11 protein-coding genes and 8 pseudogenes are annotated in these 18,015 nt (G+C 59.7%); 8 read left to right on the forward strand and 11 right to left on the reverse strand.

Annotation, left to right across the window (positions count from 1 at the left end):
* The 5 genes and pseudogenes from NKJ15_RS14300 to NKJ15_RS14320 all read right to left on the reverse strand — a co-directional run.
* Window positions 1-442 (reverse strand): transposase (locus tag NKJ15_RS14300; protein ID WP_352815845.1); only part of this gene is annotated, 442 nt, incomplete at its 3' end.
* Between the two features lie 439 nt (window positions 443-881).
* Window positions 882-1,418 (reverse strand): annotated as a pseudogene (locus tag NKJ15_RS14305) (transposase family protein); the annotation flags it as partial.
* Window positions 1,415-1,681: pseudogene (locus NKJ15_RS14310) on the reverse strand (IS110 family RNA-guided transposase); the annotation flags it as partial. The pseudogenes NKJ15_RS14310 and NKJ15_RS14305, both read right to left, overlap by 4 nt.
* A 120-nt stretch (window positions 1,682-1,801) precedes the next feature.
* Window positions 1,802-2,221 carry an integrase core domain-containing protein gene (locus NKJ15_RS14315; RefSeq protein WP_352815847.1) on the reverse strand — a complete coding sequence of 140 codons (420 nt, stop codon included), beginning with the start codon at window positions 2,219-2,221 and terminating at the stop codon, window positions 1,802-1,804.
* A 24-nt stretch (window positions 2,222-2,245) separates the two neighbouring features.
* Window positions 2,246-3,001: pseudogene (locus NKJ15_RS14320) on the reverse strand (DUF4158 domain-containing protein); the annotation flags it as partial.
* Window positions 3,002-3,203: 202 nt separating this feature from the next.
* On the opposite strand from NKJ15_RS14320, the gene NKJ15_RS14325 reads away from it, so the two are divergent.
* From NKJ15_RS14325 to NKJ15_RS14350, 5 genes are all read left to right on the forward strand, one after another.
* The gene (locus NKJ15_RS14325) at window positions 3,204-4,454 is read left to right on the forward strand and encodes a sarcosine oxidase subunit beta family protein (RefSeq protein WP_352815849.1); all 1,251 of its coding nucleotides are present in this window, start codon (window positions 3,204-3,206) and stop codon (window positions 4,452-4,454) included.
* Window positions 4,455-4,461: 7 nt separating this feature from the next.
* Window positions 4,462-4,752: a sarcosine oxidase subunit delta gene (locus tag NKJ15_RS14330; RefSeq protein WP_352816006.1), complete on the forward strand. Its 291-nt coding sequence runs from the start codon at window positions 4,462-4,464 to the stop codon at window positions 4,750-4,752.
* Complete coding sequence (locus NKJ15_RS14335; RefSeq protein ID WP_352815851.1) at window positions 4,749-7,682, forward strand: sarcosine oxidase subunit alpha family protein; 2,934 nt, start codon at window positions 4,749-4,751, stop codon at window positions 7,680-7,682. The genes NKJ15_RS14330 and NKJ15_RS14335 overlap by 4 nt, the downstream gene beginning before the upstream one ends.
* Window positions 7,654-8,238 (forward strand): sarcosine oxidase subunit gamma, encoded by a 585-nt coding sequence (locus NKJ15_RS14340; RefSeq protein WP_352815853.1) that lies wholly within the window; start codon window positions 7,654-7,656, stop codon window positions 8,236-8,238. Before NKJ15_RS14335 ends, NKJ15_RS14340 begins: the two co-directional genes overlap by 29 nt.
* Window positions 8,239-8,789: 551 nt before the next feature.
* On the forward strand, window positions 8,790-10,178 hold the full coding sequence (locus NKJ15_RS14350; RefSeq protein ID WP_352815854.1) for an IS1182 family transposase: 1,389 nt from the start codon (window positions 8,790-8,792) through the stop codon (window positions 10,176-10,178).
* A 106-nt stretch (window positions 10,179-10,284) separates the two neighbouring features.
* Here the strand turns inward: NKJ15_RS14350 and NKJ15_RS32965 are convergent, their stop codons facing one another.
* Together NKJ15_RS32965 and NKJ15_RS14360 are read right to left on the reverse strand one after the other, a co-directional pair.
* Complete coding sequence (locus NKJ15_RS32965) at window positions 10,285-10,533, reverse strand: hypothetical protein (protein ID WP_502906906.1); 249 nt, start codon at window positions 10,531-10,533, stop codon at window positions 10,285-10,287.
* A gap of 441 nt (window positions 10,534-10,974) precedes the next feature.
* Window positions 10,975-11,070: pseudogene (locus NKJ15_RS14360) on the reverse strand (transposase); the annotation flags it as partial.
* A 238-nt stretch (window positions 11,071-11,308) separates the two neighbouring features.
* Here NKJ15_RS14360 and NKJ15_RS14365 point away from each other — a divergent pair.
* Window positions 11,309-11,644, forward strand: a pseudogene (locus NKJ15_RS14365) (IS110 family RNA-guided transposase); the annotation flags it as partial.
* Between the two features lie 144 nt (window positions 11,645-11,788).
* On the opposite strand, the pseudogene istB reads toward NKJ15_RS14365, so the two are convergent.
* The 4 genes and pseudogenes from istB to NKJ15_RS14385 form a co-directional block, all read right to left on the reverse strand.
* A pseudogene (gene istB / locus NKJ15_RS14370) lies at window positions 11,789-12,514 on the reverse strand (IS21-like element helper ATPase IstB).
* 827 nt (window positions 12,515-13,341) lie between these two features.
* Window positions 13,342-14,499: a M24 family metallopeptidase gene (locus tag NKJ15_RS14375; protein ID WP_352815856.1), complete on the reverse strand. Its 1,158-nt coding sequence runs from the start codon at window positions 14,497-14,499 to the stop codon at window positions 13,342-13,344.
* A gap of 198 nt (window positions 14,500-14,697) precedes the next feature.
* A complete protein-coding gene (locus tag NKJ15_RS14380; protein ID WP_352815857.1) occupies window positions 14,698-15,456 on the reverse strand; it encodes a class I SAM-dependent methyltransferase in 759 nt (252 codons plus the stop codon).
* 173 nt (window positions 15,457-15,629) lie between these two features.
* Window positions 15,630-15,816 (reverse strand): annotated as a pseudogene (locus NKJ15_RS14385) (hydrogenase small subunit); the annotation flags it as partial.
* Window positions 15,817-16,209: 393 nt separating this feature from the next.
* Here NKJ15_RS14385 and NKJ15_RS14390 point away from each other — a divergent pair.
* Together NKJ15_RS14390 and NKJ15_RS14395 are read left to right on the forward strand one after the other, a co-directional pair.
* Window positions 16,210-16,398, forward strand: a pseudogene (locus tag NKJ15_RS14390) (transposase); the annotation flags it as partial.
* 195 nt (window positions 16,399-16,593) lie between these two features.
* Window positions 16,594-17,829, forward strand: a complete 1,236-nt coding sequence (locus tag NKJ15_RS14395) for an ATP-grasp domain-containing protein (protein ID WP_352815858.1) — start codon at window positions 16,594-16,596, stop codon at window positions 17,827-17,829.
* The last annotated feature ends 186 nt before the right edge of the window (window positions 17,830-18,015 follow it).

Genomic DNA, 18,015 nt, shown 5'->3' on the forward strand with positions numbered 1-18,015 from the left:
CCTTGAGCGCCTCATCCAGCCGCATCGTCGCCTCGCTCACCGTCGAGGCCGAGAAAGAGTGGCCGCACAGTTCCTCCGTCACCGCCTTCACCTTGCGGGTCGAGACGCCCTGCACGTACATCTCGACCAGCGCCGACACCAATGCCTTCTCCGAACGCCGGTAGCGCTCAAACAACTCCGTCGAGAACCGGCCAGCCCGATCCTGCGGAACGCGAAGCTCCAGCACCCCGACCCGCGTCACCAGCTTGCGCTCGTAATAGCCGGACCGGTAACTCGTCCGCTCCGCCGTCCGCTCGCCTTTCTCGGCCCCGATCGCCTCCGTCATCTCGGCTTCAAGAACCTCCTGCACGACACTCTGCAATGCCTGGCGAAAGCCGTCCTCATCCGACAACAGCAACGCTTTCAACTCGCCTCTGCTCAGTCTAACGTCTCGATTGGTCATGGCACTTCCCCTTCCACGGGAATCGGTGATCGCAACGTCACCACCGTGCCATGGCCGCTCGCCCCTCAGAGCAAGAGCCGTTCTCTCTCCAAAACTTTTTGCAGAACCTTCAGCACACTATCTGTTTAGCCTCCAAGGTGAGATGTTTTGGCAGCCTCACTTGCGACCGCGTCGGTCGCTATCCTCCTCCTCACAGGATCTGAACAGCTCGCCAGTTCCGAGGCCGCCGCCCACCCATCGGCTCCGAACCGCTTCGGAGCGAATGAATCACGCTCAGCGCTCGCCGATGGAACTCGATGAGGTTTTGCCGAGAGTTCTTAACGGCAGCTGGCGATCAAGCGAAAGCCAACAATCACACAGCCGATCGCCAGAGCGAGCTGAGCGGTCGAGATTGTCATCGCGCCATCAGTGATCGGCCGCCAGACGCCCCGGCCATGGCGCCGGCCGGTTTGGTGGTTTCGAGCTCGAGCGTCAAATGCAAGTGCTCATGACGGCCGTTCAGTTGCGGGTTGCCCGGGTTGATGCGCTCGATCTCGATACCGAGCCTCAGCCACCAGACCGACAACCTGGATGGGTTGAAGGGGGCATCGGGGCTGGCGAAAGGCACACCGTTGTCGGTCGTTGGGCAGGTCGAACTCCTTGAAAACTCTCTCGAACGGCCTCCTTGGTGGTGTGGAGCGCCTCACAGGCCAATAGATAGCGGCTGGCGAAATCGCTGATTGTCAGCGGGTAGCAGTAACGCCGATCGCCGAGCATGAACTCGGCCTTATAATCGGCGCACCACAGGTCGTTGGGCTGGCAGCCATGCGAGAGCGCGGTTCCCTCCGCCTGTTGCGACGGCGCTGTGGCGTTTGACCAGGCCGTGGCGGTCGAGCACCGCATGCACCGTTGAGATTGCCGGGGTGTGGACGTCTGGATAGAGCCGAGCCAGCCGCTCCCTGATCTTCGGCGCGCCCCAGCTCGGCTTGTCCATTCGGCCTTCAGGAATACTTTCACATGGCGCGTCTCGATGCATGACCGGCAACACGGGGCTCGCCAGCCCCTCGAAAAGGCCATTGCGACAAGGGCCCGGCCTCGAGGCCGACCCGTTCAATGTTCAAGGCAGGATCCTTCAGGACGGCGAGGAGATCGTCGGGGTGGCTGACGACCTTCACCTCGCGGGCAGATCCTGCCGGATTTATCAACGATGCAAACGGCGGTTTCTTTCACCGCGACATCGAGACCGATAAAGTGCTTCATGCAGCGCTTCCTTTCCTGATGCTTGTGGCTGTTTGGACAGACCACGTTTTATCGTCAGATCGAAGCGCAGCACCTTCCTGGATCACCGTGGAAGAAGGGGGCCCAAGCCGAATACCCCATCTAATAGGGACAGTTCTCCAGGTTTTGGATTGCGGCCAGAGGACCCTGGCGCAATCGCGTGAGGCCGGCTTCGTATTCATCCGGCAAGAGATAGTCGAGCGCGGAATGCAGGCGCTGCCTGTTGTAGGCCCGCTCGATGAATTCGCCGATGCTCTTCTTGGCATCGATGATGTCGCGATAGTCCCGGCCATCAACCTCTTCGTCCTTTAGCGTTCGCATGAAGCGCTCAGCCTTGGCATTGTCATAAGGATTGCCAATCCGGCTCATGCTCGGCTGGATGCGATGTGCTGCAAGTCGTGCAGCATATTCAGCGCAGGCATACTGGGCGCATTCAAAGGGTGGTCGCAACACCCTGGATTTGGAGGTTGCGATGAGCATTCGAAAGGGCGGTCGTTTCGCCTCACGCCAGGTTTTCCCCACGATACGGTCGTGCGTCTCGATTCAATCCGCAACGCAGACGGCAAGGATCGCCCACCGACGATCCGAGCTGATGTCACGCAGACCGTCGGTGAAGTAGCGTTCACCTTGCCGACGTAGGCGGGAAATGCGGTGCGCCGGAATACTGCCGAGGACCTGCGGATTGATTCTGAGACCGCGTAGAAACTCCAACTGGTCGAGCAGTTTGCTGACGCGGAATTGGGGCCGACCTCGAACTGGCGAAGCCAGGTGAAGCGACTGATACTTTGTCCAATCGTCCGCACGCATCAGCATCAAGCTTTTCCGCAATACATATCTCAATCCGCCGCTCGGCGACGACGAGGGCGTCAGCGCAAAATCGCTCGATTGTCGAGGCCGCTGGCAGGATAGTCAGCGTCTCCTGCATTGTGCAACAAAACGCTGGGCAAGATCCTCGTTCGACCGGGCATCTTCAGCCCGTTCGAAAAGCCAGTCCCGCAGATCACGCGCGCCGCGGCCCGTGAACGTCTTATACCGTAGATCTTGCGCAGCGCCTCCCATATGATGCTGACGGGCGACGGGCGGCATAAGTGAGAAGCGCATCGGCAGGAATGCCGAGCTGAGCCCAGTTAAAAGACAGGACTCCTTTCGGGATCATCTCGCCCGGTGCGAGCGGGCGCCCTGGATAACGCTGTGCACACAGCTGCAGAGCAACCCCAGCCGGTTCTCTGGCCGGGCGCTTTCTGATGTTTCCAGATCATCGTCGGCCAAAGTGTAGTGCCTGAGTAGCGACAGCTCATCGGTGGCAGGTCAGCTCGCACTTCGCGTGGCTTAATCCCTCATTCGACGCCCTTTTTTGACGCATTTCGGCCAAATTCTCAGATTTTTTGTGTCTCCGCCACGTTTGCGCAATGTTACACCACTTATGCCTGCATTCGGACATCCCCAAGCTGCTGTCTTGAATGAAGGAATTATGATGTTGATGGCATTATCGAGGGCTCCGTGGATGAGATTTTCGGGCTTCCGCGTTCTTACTGAAGCGCTCAAAGGTCATTCCGGATGGAAGCCTTTATGGCGCAATCCCGATCCACAGCCGTTCTATGACTACGTCATTGTTGGCGGCGGCGGGCACGGCCTCGCGACGGCTTATTACTTAGCCAAGACCTTCGGGCAATCCCGTATCGCCGTTCTGGAGAAGGGTTGGCTGGGATCCGGCAATGTTGGCCGAAACACGGCAGTCATCCGTTCGAACTACCTGCTTCCCGGCAACGGGCCCTTCTACGAGTTTTCACTGAAACTCTGGGAGGGATTGGAGCAGGAACTGAATTTTAACTCGATGGTCTCCCAGCGGGGCATCATCTACCTCCTTCACTCGGATTGGCAGCGAGATGCATATCGGCGCCGCGCCAATTCGATGATGTTGGCCGGCGCGGACGCCCGCCTGTTGAGCAGGGAGGATCTGAGGGCGATGGTTCCTTTCTTAAACTACGACAACGCGCGCTTTCCGATCCGTGGTGCTTTGATGCAGCCACGCGCGGGGACGGCACGTCATGACGCTGTCGCATGGGGCTACGCGCGTGGCGCCGATCTGCACGGTGTGGACCTTATCCAGAATTGCGAGGTGACCGGTTTCCGCATCGTAGATGGCAAGATCCGTGGTGTGGAGACTTCGCGCGGCTACATCGGTGCCAATAAAGTCGGCGTGGCAGTGGCGGGTTCCTCGAGCCGCGTCATGGCGATGGCGGGGATGCGCCTTCCAATCGAGAGCCATGTTCTGCAGGCATTCGTCACGGAAGGTTTGAAGCCCGTTCTCCCCGGTATAATCATGTTCGGCGCGGGGCACTTCTATATAAGCCAATCTGATAAAGGCGGCCTTGTATTTTGTGGCGAAATCGACGGCTACAACTCCTATGCGCAGCGGGGGAACTTGCCGATGGTGGAGGATGTCTGCGAAGGCGCCATGGCCGTGATGCCGATGATCGGGCGGGTGCGACTCCTGCGGCAATGGGGCGGCGTTATGGACATGTCGATGGACGGCTCACCGATCATCGACCGCACGAGCATCGAAGGCCTTTATTTCAACGGGGGCTGGTGCGTTGGGGGCTTCAAGGCGACGCCCGCCAGCGGCCACGCCTTCGCCCATCTTCTTGCGACCGATACTCCTCATGCGACCGCGCGCGCTTACCGACTCGATCGATTCGCAAGAGGATACTTAATAGATGAAAGCGGCGCTGGTGCGCAGCCAAATCTACAGTGAGGTCAACATGCTCATTCCCCATCCACTTCTGGGTTTACGCGATGCAAGAGAATTTACCTATCTCGGTGACGCCCGGCTTATCGACCGTCCAGACCCATCTGCACCCGACGCCGAGCCTGCATTTTGCGACTATGTATATTTGCGCGACAATCCGGCGGGCGCGCACCGCGAATTGTGGTTCCACGAGCACGGCGACCGCTCCTGGTTGGTAGTCACGCGCAATACGGTCACCCACGAGGTTCTCAGCGCGGAGTTGGCGCGCGACCTCGCTCTTGCGCGGAAGAGGAGCGGAAGATGACGCGGCTCTCGGGCGGACTGATTGACCGTTCACAAGCGCTGAACTTCAAGTTTGACGATAAACGCTACCAGGGCCATCCCGGCGACACGCTCGCCTCGGCGCTACTGGCCAACGGCGTTCGCCTGGTGGGGCGCAGCTTCAAATATCATCGTCCCCGCGGGGTGCTGTCCGCCGGTTCGGAAGAGCCAAATGCGTTGGTCGAGCTACGCACCGGCGCGCGGCAGGAGCCGAACACGCGCGCGACAACGGTCGAGCTGTTCGAGGGACTGGAGGCCCGAAGCCAGAATCGCTGGCCCTCGCTTGACTTCGACGCAATGGCTATCAATGACCTGTTGTCGCCGCTTTTCACAGCCGGGTTCTACTACAAGACCTTTATGTGGCCGAAAAGCTTCTGGGAAAGAGTCTACGAGCCCGCCATCCGTAGGGCCGCGGGACTCGGCAGCATCTCAATGCAGGCCGATCCCGATGCCTATGACAGGGGCTTCCTGCATTGCGACTTGCTGGTCATCGGCGGGGGTCCGGCCGGACTTGCGGCGGCGCTGACGGCCGCACGCTCGGGCGCCCGTGTGATCCTGGCGGAGGAGGATTTCCGCCTGGGCGGACGGCTCTTGTGCGAGACGGAAACACTGGGCGAAGTCCCGGTCGCCGACTGGATCTCAGCGCTGGAGTCAGAATTCAAGAGCCTGCCGCGTCTTCGGGTGATGAGCCGCACTACGGTTTTCGGCGTCTATGACCACGGCATGTATGGTGCGGTGGAAAGGGTTTCGGATCATCTCGCGGAGCCTGGTGGCCGAGTCCGCCAGACACTTTGGCGCATCACGGCGAAACGCGCTGTATTGGCTGCAGGCGCGATAGAGCGACCCATCGCCTTTGCGGACAATGATCGTCCTGGCATCATGTTGGCCGGCGCAATGCGGGCATACGCGAATCGCTGGGCAGCGTGCCCCTCCGAAAAGGTCGCTGTCTTCACGAACACCGAGGACGGTCACCGTACCGCCCGCGATCTCTCGGCCAAGGGTGTCCAGATCGCCGCGGTAATCGACGTGCGCCCCGAGGCGAAGGCTCGTGGTGACTACCGTTTGATCGCGGGGGCCATGGTGACTGGATCGCGCGGCCGACTTGGCTTGACGTCGATTGAGGTTCAGGCAAACGGCAGGTCCGAATGGATCCATTGCGGCGCCCTTGGGGTCGCTGGCGGCTGGAACCCGAACGTGCATCTGGCTTCGCACCATCGGGGTAAGCCGACCTGGAATGAGCAGCTGCTGGCGTTCCTGCCTGGCGAGAACGGGCCTTCTGGCTTGCTTGTGGCGGGCGCTGCTGCGGGGCGCTTTTCGACCGCGGCAGCGCTGCGTTCGGGTGCGGAAACGGCGAAATGTGCATTGGAGGACATCGGGATAACAGCAAGATCGCCTAGTTTGCCGTGCCCGGAGGAGGAGGCATATACCATTGCGCCCGTGTTTCACGTGCCGGGCACGAAACGCTCATGGGTCGATTTCCAGAACGACGTGACGGTAAAGGACATCAAGCTCGCGCATGTTGAGAACATGCGGCCGGTAGAGCATCTGAAACGCTACACTACCTTGGGCATGGCGACGGATCAGGGCAAGACCGCCAATATGATCGGGCTCGCCGTGATGGCGGAGCTCACTGGGAAAACAATCCCGGAAACCGGGACTACGGTCTTTCGCCCGCCCTATACTCCCGTGGCACTGGCGGTCCTGGGGGGTGGCGAAATAGGGCCGCACTTCCGCCCACCCCGTTTGACGCCGACCCACCACTGGGCCGAAGCCCATGGTGCGGTATTTGATGAGTCCAGCCCATGGCGGCGAGCCGATTATTTTCGCCGTGAGGGGGAAACGCAATGGCGCATGAGCGTAGATCGCGAAGTCAGAGCCGTGCGTAGCTCAGTGGGCCTATGTGACGTCTCGACGCTCGGAAAGATCGACGTGCAGGGCAGCGATGCGGGGAAGTTTCTTGACCGTCTATACAGCAACATAATGTCCACGCTGAAGGTCGGCCGCGTTCGCTATGGGCTGATGCTGCGCGAGGACGGCTTTGCCTATGACGATGGTACGTGCGCGCGGCTAGCCGAGGACCACTATGTGGTCACTACAACGACGGCCAATGCGGTGCTGGTCTACCGCAATATGGATTTCGCCCGGCAATGCCTCTGGCCCGACTTCGACGTACAGCTCGTCTCCACGACCGAGGCCTGGGCGCAGATCGCTGTTGCGGGGCCGAGTTCGCGTGCGCTGCTCGCCCGAATCGTCGACGGGTTCGACCTGTCGAACGAGGCGTTTCCGTTTATGGCCTGTGCGGAGCTAACGGTTTGCGGCGGTCGGCAGGCGCGGCTCTTCCGCGTCTCCTTCGTGGGAGAACTTGGCTACGAGATCGCGGTTCCCACCCGCTACGGGCACGCGCTGATGAAACAGCTGATGGAGATGGGTGTTGATCTAGGAGTGACGCCTTTCGGAGTAGAAGCGCTATCTGTCCTAGGAATGGAAAAAGGCCACGTCGGTGGAGCCCAGCTTAACGGCCAAACCACCGCCGAAATGCTCGGGCTCGCCAAAATGGTGTCGCAGACGAAAGACTCAATTGGCGCGATCATGTCTCGGCGCGAGGGGCTGGCGGGGGATACGCGCCGGCTGGTGGGTCTCCAGCCTGTCGAGCCTGGGGCCAAGATCGTTGTTGGGTCACATCTCTTCGCCGAGGGGGCAGCATTTGACCTCGATAGCGATCAGGGCTGGATCACATCGGCCTGCTATTCGCCCCATGTCGGGTCCATGATCGGGCTCGCTTTCCTCGAGAACGGCTATGGACGGCTGGGCGAGGTGATCGTGGCTTCGAACCCGGTCGAAGGAGAAAGCGCACGCCTGCGTGTCGTATCGGCGCATTTCGTCGATGCTGAAGGAGTACGTCTGCGTGGCTAACCTGAGACCGCTCAAGGCGCTCGGCGCCGAAAAGCCTCGTTCCGCATCGTTTGCAGCATTGGAGATTCGTGAGAACGTGGATCTGGCGCTTGCCTCTCTAGCACTGCGCAGGGAAACCGTTGAGCCCAAGCCGTTCGGTTTGAATTTGCCGGGGCCGGGAGGCTGGGTAGCAGGTCAAAAGGTGGCAGTTTTCTGGACCGGACCGGATCAGTGGATGATTGAGGCCGAAGGCCGCGCCGAGGAGGACTTTGCCGCGGATCTGAAAGAGGCCGCCCGCGGTTGCTCGGTGACCGAGCAGACTGGCGGGTGGGTGGCTGTCGAGATTATGTCCGTGGCCGGCACGGATCCTATCGAGGCATTGCTGGCGAAGCTGATCAACATCGATCTTTCGGGCTTTGGTCCGGGCCGCGCGACACGTACAGTCCTTGAGCATATGACCTGTTTCGTCATCCGCCGCAGTGAAGCCCATGTCGCCGTGCTCGGCGCGCGGTCGTTTGCCGCTTCGCTCTGGCACGCGCTGGAAATAGCAGCGAAGAGGTTGGAGGAGAAGGCATGATCGAGCCGATCCGGATCGGGAAAACCAGCTGTTCCCTCGGTCCTTCCAAGCACGCACGTGAGAATTGGACCCGATCCGCAGATCACCATACCGGCCAGCTGCTTCGACAAGTGCCGCTCCATGGACCCGTCCCATCCGCCTGCAGAGCGCATCGACCACCGGCAGCAGAGCACCCTGCTTCGGCTTTGCTACCGGCTTCGCGCAGGTGTAGCCCGGCGGCAGCTCAAACTGGCACGTCTTCAGAACCGTCTCGCGTCAGTCCGGACACACGCGCGCCCTCTCGTTGACTGTGGCCTTAGACAAAAACGGAACCGGAAGGTGGCATAGACTTCCACGCGCACCGCCGTCACGCCAGCGCTCCATTGGCTCAGTCCGTCACCGCCGCGCACAACCTGAGTGTCGCCTCTAAACCGACGTTTGAAGCGGGGCCAGGCAGACGACCACGTTGGGCCGGCGAGCGGGATCTGGCGGATTGTGTTGATTTAGTCGGCGTTGATCGGCTTGCGGTGTCGTGATTCCATCCACCTGTTGCTTCCGGAGGGAATGGGACGATGATGGAATCGCAGGTGGCACCGGCGCAGTTGTTCTACGATTTCTGTCTCGATGATCATGTCCCTGATGACCACCTCCTTCGAAGGATCGACCAGTTCCTCGATCTGGAGAGCGTCCGCTCGGAGCTGAAGCCGTTCTACAGCACCATCGGCCGTCCCTCGATCGCTCCCGAGTTGATGATGCGGATGCTGCTCGTTGGATACTGCATGGGCATTCGATCCGAGCGACGGCTCTGCGAGGAGGTTCACCTCAACCTTGCTTATCGATGGTTTTGCCGTTTGGGATTGGACGGCAAGGTTCTTGACCATTCCACCTTCTCGCGCAGCCGCCATGGCCGGTTCCGGCAGAGCGACATCCTGCGACACCTCTTCGAGACAGTCGTGGAACGCTGCCTGAGCGAAGGCCTGGTGGGCGGCGAAGGGTTTGCGGTGGACGCCAGCCTCATCGCTGCCGATGCCAACAAACAACGCTCCGTTCCGGGCCACGAGTGGCGCGCCGCCGATTTTGGTGCCGGGGCTGGTCGAGCGGTGCGAGAGTATCTCGCAACCCTGGATGACGCCGCTTTCGGGGCGGCCAGTGAGGTTACGCCGAAGTTCATTTCACCCTCCGATCCGGCGGCGCAGTGGACCGGAGCGCACAAGGCTCATGCGTTCTTCGCTTACGCCACCAATTATCTGATCGACACCGACCATGGCGTCATCCTGGACGTCGAAGCCACGCGCGCGATCCGGCAGGCTGAAGTGGGAGCGGCGCGCACCATGATTGACAGGACCGAGGACCGCTTCGCCCTGAAGCCAGAGTACCTGGCCGCCGACAGCGCCTACGGATCGGCAGCGAACCTCGCCTGGTTGGTCAAGGAACGGGAGATCGCGCCGCATATCCCGGTGTTCGATAAGTCCAACCAGACGGATGGCACCTTCTCGCGCGCCGACTTCATGTTCGATCCGGACGCGAACGACTACACCTGCCCGGGGGGCAAACGGCTGGTGCAGTTCCGGCGCAGCTACAAGACGCCGCGCACAGGCATCGCCAGTGCGGGCACGCGGCTTTACCGCGCCAGCCAGCACGACTGCAAAGTCTGCGAGCTGAAGCCGCAGTGCTGTCCGAATATGACCTTTCGTAACATCCCCCGAGATCTGAACGAGGATGCCCGCGATGTCGCCAGAGCAATTGCCGAGACGCCGGAATATGAGCGGTCCCGCCATCGGCGGAAGAAGGTCGAGATGCTGTTCGCGCATCTCAAACGCATTTTGCGGCTTGGGCGTCTGCGACTGCGCGGTCCCTCAGGCGCGCGCGACGAGTTCCTCCTCGCCGCTACCGCCCAGAATCTCAGAAGATTGGCAAGGCTCCGGCCACCGGCCGGGCTGATGATCGCTACCATGGCCTAAAGGAGAGATAGCCGCCGCTAAACCAAACACTAGACCCGAAAACTGCGGCAAATCTGGCCGGATTGATCCGACCAAGAGCCATCCTTGCGTCCCGGCAACGACTAAATCAACAATATCGGCGCGCGAAGCGGGCGGGCAGGGCCGCGATGTCCGGGAGTCGGCGATTGCCGACACAAGCGGACTGTTCCTCGGCCAGTTCACTCTCGCAGCCACGCTCGTATTCAATGGCGAGAAGCTCGACCATGATGCGGCAGGCCTGGCGCTCGGCGCCAGGTACAAATGCGCCGCTCCAGCGTGTGCCGCACGCCCTCCCCAGTTCGGGATGGCGGCGCATCATCTCCTCGAAAATGGCCACGGGCCGGATACCGGGGGCTCTCAGCAGAAGTGGCACGACTTCAGCTCGAAAAGGCTAGCAAGCGGATCGGGGCGCCGGCGGCCGCACGGCTCCTTCTCCTGCGAGGGCAGTCTTGGATCCTCGTCGATCCGATAGGCCGTTGCCGAGCTGACCTACGCCCTCGCCGCGGCGACAGACTTCAGATGGATCTTTCTGAGCTTCGTGTATAGCCTTCTGTGGTTGCCGCCCGTATGCAAGAGGCTTCTGGCCCTTTTCGACGTGTGATCGAGTGCGGTCTTCTGTCAGGCCTTCATGTGCGGCATTTCCAGGAGCCGCTGGCCGGTATGGTGATCTGCAGATCAGGTCCAAATCTCAACAACGAGCTCATTGGCTCTTTGGCTCTTTGGCTCTAGAGCGGGATGAAGAGAGGCTGAATGGAAGGGGATTGATCGGGATAGGGGGACGCCTCGCGACGTCGTCATTGGGAAAGTGACCGCGCGTTCGCACGGCCCGCCGCAGCTTTGAGTTCAGCGCCTCGATGGCGTTCGTAACCGGTATGAGATTCTTGGTGCCGATGTCCGGCTACGCTTTTCCTGATGCGCGGCGTATGGTGCGACCATCCGGGACAAAGGCACCGGGAGCACGAAGGTGCGGCAGGCCGATGCACACGATGAGCTGCGAGCTCGTGTTAGTAGCTGGCGACCTCTGCGACTCGCCCGGTTGCGCCGTGAGCGCGAATCCGTAGTTGTCATGTCGCCCGCCGCTCCCCTCTGACTGATCGAGAGGAGACAGAGGAATGCGACGTGTAATCGGAATTGACACCCATTGCACCTTTGGCGAGGTGGTGATTTGGGAAGACAGTCGGCTGCGGCATGTGGGCCGGGTCGACATGACGCGAACGGCGCTGGAAGGCTTCGGCAGAACTCTTCTGGCCACCGATGATGTGGTCATCGAGGCCACTGGCAACTGCATGGCGGTGTCGCGGGTGCTGGCGCTATTCGTGAAGCGGGTGGTGATCGCCAATCCGCTGCAGGTCAAAGCGATCGCGCACGCTCACGTGAAGACCGACAAGATCGACGCCGGCACGCTGGCCAGCTTGTACGCAGCCGGCTACCTGCCGGGGATCTGGACTGTCAAACGGCTTCCAAAACTGACCCTCCACAGTGGAGTCCAATTTTGACCCCCCTTATGTAATGCGCGGCGGTCAGTGTTCGCCCGGGCGGAGCTGGTCAGGGTTGCGCAGCCCGGGCGAGCGCGGATCGCGCTTGGCAGGTGATCAGGCGCGGTTCGTGAAGCGCCAGGATTCGTTTCCGGTCTCGATGATCTCGCAATGATGGGTGAGACGGTCGAGCAGCGCTGTCGTCATCTTGGCATCGCCGAAGACGGCGGGCCATTCGCGGAACGCCAGGTTGGTGGTGACGATGATCGAGGTCCGTTCATAGAGCCTGCTGATCAGGTGGAAGAGCAATTGCCCGCCGGCTTGCGCGAACGGAAGATAGCCGAGTTCATCGAGCACGACGAAGTCGAGCCGGGTGAGGTAATCGGCGATACGGCCCTGCTTGCCGCCGCAGTGCTCGGTCTCGAGCCGGTTGACGAGATCGACGACGTTGAAGAAGCGACCATGTGACCGTTGCGGATCAGGGCGCGGGCAATGGCGATTGCCAGATGCGACTTGCCGGTTCCGGTGCCGCCGATGAGCACGGCGTTGCGCTGGTCGGCGACGAAGGTGCCGTTGGCAAGGTCCCGGACCAGCACCTCATTGACCGGCGTGCCGTCGAAGTCGAACTCATCGATGTCCTTGGCGATCGGCAGTTTGGCGACGGTGAGCTGGTATTTGATGGAGCGGGCTTGCTTCTCGTGATCTCGGCCGACAGCAGATCGCCGACGATCCTCGGCGGCTCGTGCTGGCGCTTGATGTCTGTCGCCATAACCTCGTCATAGGCGCCCCGCATCCGTAGAGCTTCAGCGTCCCCATTAGTTCCAGAACCTGCGTACGTTCCATCAGCTTGCCGTCCTGAGGCTGTCGTAGCGGGCGCAGTCGGCCTGCGGCTCGTGTTGCAGGCGAAGAGCGTCCGGAGTGAGAACGGTGACGGCCGGCGCCGGATCGCGCCGCCGCACCAGAACAAGATCGCTGACATGTTGTCTGACAGCCGGGCCATGCTTGAGCTGTGGCCACTGCCACCACCCGCCATCAGGTATTTACCCAAGCTGGATGTCGTCGATCAGCAGATCGTCATTGTGGCTTGCCTCAAATTGGCAACTCGGGATACGGTGAGCGGTCGCCGCGCGAGGTCTGGGAGACGCTGTACGAGGCAAGCGCGAACATCCCGGGCGCACATCGAGAGCGATCTTGAAGCCGTAGGATTCAATGTCGGGAAAACCATAGTGACGATATCGGCTGCCGCCATCGACCCAGGCGTGGAGATTGGTGCCCTCGAACCTCGCATCACCGGGCCCCGGTGCGAAGAAGAGAGATCCTGGCGGGTGGCAACGTCCAGTCGCCGACTACATAAGTTCGGCAGCCAAGGAGCACGGCAAAGATGAAACGATCTGCCGGCAGCGTTTCGCCGGGATTGCCAGTGATCTCATGAAGGCGTGCCCACGGATCGCGGGACGTCCAGCGTACGAAAGCTGCCCCGCGCCTCCACGAACTCTCCCACGAGTGTCTGAACGCTGCGGCGCGCCATGAGGGCGCCCATCTTCTCGATCGGGATACTCTAGGTTCGCTGGACCGCGATGCTCTTGTTGACCCAGGGCCGCGAGCTTGGTGGGGAATGGCGGGGCTGCATGCCGGCGCAGCGCATCGCGCTACGCCGGCTTCGCAAGACGTCAATGATTTACCAGCAGGTCGCGCGACATATTGCTGAAGGACTTCGCACCATTATCGGTCACACGGATGGTCTCACTGAAGATATAACCGTCCGTCTTTTCAAACACACCAATGATGAGATGAAAGGTCATGTTCGCCTGTAACACCGTCTCATCTCCCTCCTGAATGCTCGGACCGCCGTCCGTCCAGTCGACGCCTATCGAATACCCAATTCTGGATTCTTTCCGCACACCCCGAGGTCCGAATTCGCGCCGGAAGGCTCGCTCCACATCGTTGCTCGTCACTCCGGCCCGTATGGCGTCGAAGGCAGCGACGAAACCATCAACGCAAGCCTGGTGCACATGCCGCGACCTGGCGGACGGTTCTCCCAAAAATACCGTTCGCGCAAGTGCGCACGCGTATCGGCGACGGAAGGCGCCGATCTCGAAATTGGTCTGACAGCCCATCTTGTAGCGCTCGTCCGTCCACGTGAGATGCACGGCGTTCGCTGGCGAGCCCACGTTCATCGAGATGGGACTGCGGGAAGTCCACCCCCCGAATTCAGGCATGCCGGTATGTAGAGCATGGTTGACGGCAGCGCCCACGTCGCATTCTCGGGCTCCGACAGCGATTGCGAGCCTGCCGACTTCCATAGCCCTATCCACGATTTTTCCCGCCTGCTCCATGTAGGTGAGCTCAGCAGGCGATTTTATCGCTTTCAGCCCGGAAACAATCCCGTCGGCATCGAGGAAATCGGTCATGCCCAAACCCTTGCTCAAGGCGGCATGGCCCTTCACACCAAGCATCTTTCCTGACAATTCGACCCCAACACGGCTCGACTTGCTGTGCTTGAGCACAATGTCGGCGATAGGCTGCCATGCTGTGAGCTGGCGCGAAGCGACGTACTTCTCCGGATAACTGAGGATGCGTGATTGCGGCAGGTACGAACTGGCCTCTGCACACACAACGTCCATCTCGCGCAATATAAGCCAGGGGTCCTCCTCCTCCTGGCACACAAGAGTGAGTTGTGGCACGTAGTCTGAAAAGCCCTCGTAGCCTGTGAGGTAGTTCATATTGCCTTCATTCAAGACAAGCAGTGCGTCAATGCCACGCTCAGCCATCTGCTGGCGCAGCCGGGCAGTGCGTGCGCGATACTCTTCTTTAGGGAATGCAGGCATGGACCACTATCCTATATTTATCGGTTAGGATTGCACGAGGCAACCCATTCGGCTTTGCCTCCCTCGAAACGTAACATTGTGCCAACGGGGAAAATTTCGAAAAGCCTGCGAATCTGGCCGAAATCTTTCAAAAGACGGCGTCTAACGAGGGATTACACCACGCAGAGTCTAAAAGCCTATAGGACCGGGCCGTTGATATTATTTGTACGCGACGACCACGAGGCTCGAGCTATCGGATGTAAACGTTCCACCTTCCTGCCCATAAGCCTCAACAGTCTCGAACCCGGCGCTTCGCAACATGCGAACAAATTCAGAAAACCCATACTGTCTGAAAGAAATGTGCGTTCGTCTAACGCATCCATCGCGGACGATAATCCTTTCGACGATCCGACGATCGCTTAGCACATCGTTGCTCATTATATCGATTCTCAGATCGTCGTTACGCTGCACCACGTAGATAGGCGACGAGTGGCGCAGGAAAGCGAAGCGATTGGCGTGATCGATTAAAAGACGCCCGCCCTTTCGAAGTGAAGAAGCGGCTTCACGAAGAACTCTCTCATTGTCCGCGTCGTCGAAATAGCCAAACGTCGTGAAACACAGAAAAGCCGCGTCAAATCGATCTCGCCAGGGAAGTGAGCGCATGTCGCCCAGAACATACTCAACATTTACTCCGCGTTTAGCCGCATCCGCTTCGGCTTTTTTTAACAAGATCGGCGAGATATCGAGTCCGGCTACCCGAGCTCCTTTTTCAGCCAACCGGTTAGTAATCCGCCCATAACCGCATCCAAGTTCAAGAACTGAGTCGCCTTGCCTAAGATGAAGAAGATCACAAACTACTCCTGCTTGTCGGTCACTTGTCTCCGATGGATTGATCACATCACCAAAATGGAAGTAATCTTCGCTGAAGTATGCTTCGAGCTCAGGTAAGGAAACTGTACTACTCATCTCGTCATTCATGTTCTATCTCTCGACTTTCATGCCGCTCTATTTTGCATAGTGAGGAGAATATTTAAAGAAAACATTTGTAAATTTTTTCATATTGTCGTTAAATGTTTCCGCAACAGTCATTGACGGACGTTACTATGTTCGAGATTGTATACTGCGCCATCATTTGGCCTCTCAAGGCATCATTCGCCGTAGCAGCCGATGCAGGGATGGCCGGTCTGGATCGGGAAGGAGAGCCCGCCGTCCCTTGCAGCCGACCTTGTTGAGGCAATAGCCCTTGCTCGCGCCTTCGTCATCGAAGGACACGACGAATTGGCCGGCGTCGAAATGCGGGCGCCGATAGCATTTGTCGTGGAAGCGCTGGCTGTTATAATATTCCGACGCCGCGCTGTAGAATGGGCCCACCGCCCTGAGCTTCACCGCCGATGCGTATGGCTGCATCATGGTTTTCGATCCGCAAGGATCAACCGCATACAAGCTTGGGCGCGTCTACGGCGAATGATGGCGAGCTCCCCTCGGTTTGCAAGTTGTAGACCCCTACGAACAGCACCTGCCGGCTCAATGTAACGCTGCCGCCGTGCTCGTGACCATCAAGGGCAAGTCGCTTCGCGATGGGCCAGAGGGGCCCACCCTTGACCGTCAGTGCGCGGCGCCCAATGAACCCTGGAGCCAAAGCAGGAACAAATGGGCGCCACGGCTGAACAAGGAGACGGAACGACTGAAGGATTACCTTGACAACACCAACCTGATTCGAAGGAAACACCGATGACCAACGACATGATGAACCTGCTCACGCTCGTAGAGAAGACCCCTGACGCTGATATCCTGCGCGAGATGATCGGCTTTGCCGGCGAACGGCTGATGGAGATGGAGGTGGGCGCTGCAGCCGGCGCCGGCTATGGCGAGAAGAACCCGCTGCGCACGGTCCAGCGCAACGGCTATCGCGACCGAGAGCAGGAAGAAACCGGGGTTACAAGGCGGCCCGGCGACGTTGCAACAGATCCTTCAACTAAATTTACAGAGGCTTTGCGACCGCAGATAGCCTTCCAGTGATAGCTTCACCACAAAGCCTGAGGCAGGCAAGGCTGAAAAGCTGATGCCTGTTACGTTCGCGTTGCCGCATAGTGTGCGCAACGGAGGTCGGTGCGAATGACAAGAAGAGCGCTCATACTGCTTGAAGGCCATAGGAGTATTGGTCTGCTATACGTGAAAGCGGCCCAGCGTCTCGGGCTTCATCCAATTACCCTGTCGGCTGATCCAACTCAGTACGACTATCTTGCGGCGGAAGCCACTGAGGCAATCCGGGTCGACACCGACAATCTTGATGTGCTGATCCACGAATGTTCCCAGCTGCGTGCGACCTATGACATTGCTGGCATTACTGGCTTTTCGGGCGCCGACGAGTCGATCTATGCGACAGGCGGCAAGCTCTGCCGGCATTTCGATCTACCGGGACCAAACCCCGCATCGATTGAACGATGCTGCGACAAATTCACTCAACGTCAGCTCCTCGCGGAGGCCGGCGTTCCGATACCTGCTTATCGCTTAGCGGCGAATGCGAAGGAGATAGAAAGCGCTGCCGCGGAGGTTGGGCTACCGGTGATTGTTAAGCCAGCCGTAGGCAGCGGCAGCAGCGGAGTCCGATTGTGCCGGAACACCGACGAGTTGGCCGAGCATACGACTTATCTGTTGGGCGGGCAGCACATATGGCGGTCTTCGCCGAGGATACTGGTCGAAGAATTCGCACAAGGCCCCTTTTTTAGCGCTCATATAATGGGAAATGAGGTGGTTGGGATTGACACCGCCGACTTCGACAGCGCACCGTATTTTGTCTTCCGTCGTTTTACCTGCCCGGCCCCGCTAACTGATGATGAGCGTGAGCGCATCGCCGATATTTCGCGGAGCTGTTTGCCAGCTCTCGGTCTTGGCTGGGGGCCTACGAACGTTGATCTCCGATGGACGAAGCTTGGTCCAGTCGTCATCGAAGTCAATCCGCGTGTTGCGGGTGGGACCAGTCCCCGGCTGGTTCAGGCGGCCTGCGGTGTCGATCTCATTGCCGAGCACATCAAGCTTGTCGTCGGCAACGAATGGGACTTGCGCAGAAGTCATTCGCACATTGCGGCCGCGCAGTGCCTAAATGCTGATCGCGATGGCATCCTCGATTGGATCGATGGCCACAGTCGCGCGGCCGCTGTACCAGGTGTCGCCGAGGTCAAATTGTACATTAAACCTAAGACGCCGATCGTCAGGAGGGGCGACTACCGAGACCGCATCGGACATGTAATCGCCGCTTCACCCAACCGTGCCCGGACCGAGGCGATACTTCAGCGTGCCATCGACTTAATTAGTTTGTCGATAACACCATTTCCGACAGTTAGAGAATAGGAACAATCGGCAGCCCTCACCTCCCCGCACCAGCGCAGGTGCCGCCAGGTATGAGGTGATCGTCGCCGAAGATTTGTGCAACTAAGAGCTTGAGAGAGCTGGGTTTGCTGCAAGGAGCTGAATCGGGGCGCATGGGAGGATTCGTATGCTGCGGATCAGGCGGCGAGGATGGCGAATTGCTTGGCG

The sequence above is a fragment of the Mesorhizobium sp. M0207 genome (assembly GCF_040321995.1).
GTDB lineage: Bacteria > Pseudomonadota > Alphaproteobacteria > Rhizobiales > Rhizobiaceae > Mesorhizobium.

Coding starts and splice junctions, on each gene's coding strand:
- NKJ15_RS14325 (WP_352815849.1), top strand. CDS start 3,204: ATGAGATTTTCGGGCTTCCGCGTTCTTACTGAAGCGCTCAAAGGTCAT.
- NKJ15_RS14330 (WP_352816006.1), top strand. CDS start 4,462: ATGCTCATTCCCCATCCACTTCTGGGTTTACGCGATGCAAGAGAATTT.
- NKJ15_RS14335 (WP_352815851.1), top strand. CDS start 4,749: ATGACGCGGCTCTCGGGCGGACTGATTGACCGTTCACAAGCGCTGAAC.
- NKJ15_RS14340 (WP_352815853.1), top strand. CDS start 7,654: ATGCTGAAGGAGTACGTCTGCGTGGCTAACCTGAGACCGCTCAAGGCG.
- NKJ15_RS14350 (WP_352815854.1), top strand. CDS start 8,790: ATGATGGAATCGCAGGTGGCACCGGCGCAGTTGTTCTACGATTTCTGT.
- NKJ15_RS14375 (WP_352815856.1), bottom strand. CDS start 14,499: ATGCCTGCATTCCCTAAAGAAGAGTATCGCGCACGCACTGCCCGGCTG.
- NKJ15_RS14380 (WP_352815857.1), bottom strand. CDS start 15,456: ATGAATGACGAGATGAGTAGTACAGTTTCCTTACCTGAGCTCGAAGCA.
- NKJ15_RS14395 (WP_352815858.1), top strand. CDS start 16,594: ATGACAAGAAGAGCGCTCATACTGCTTGAAGGCCATAGGAGTATTGGT.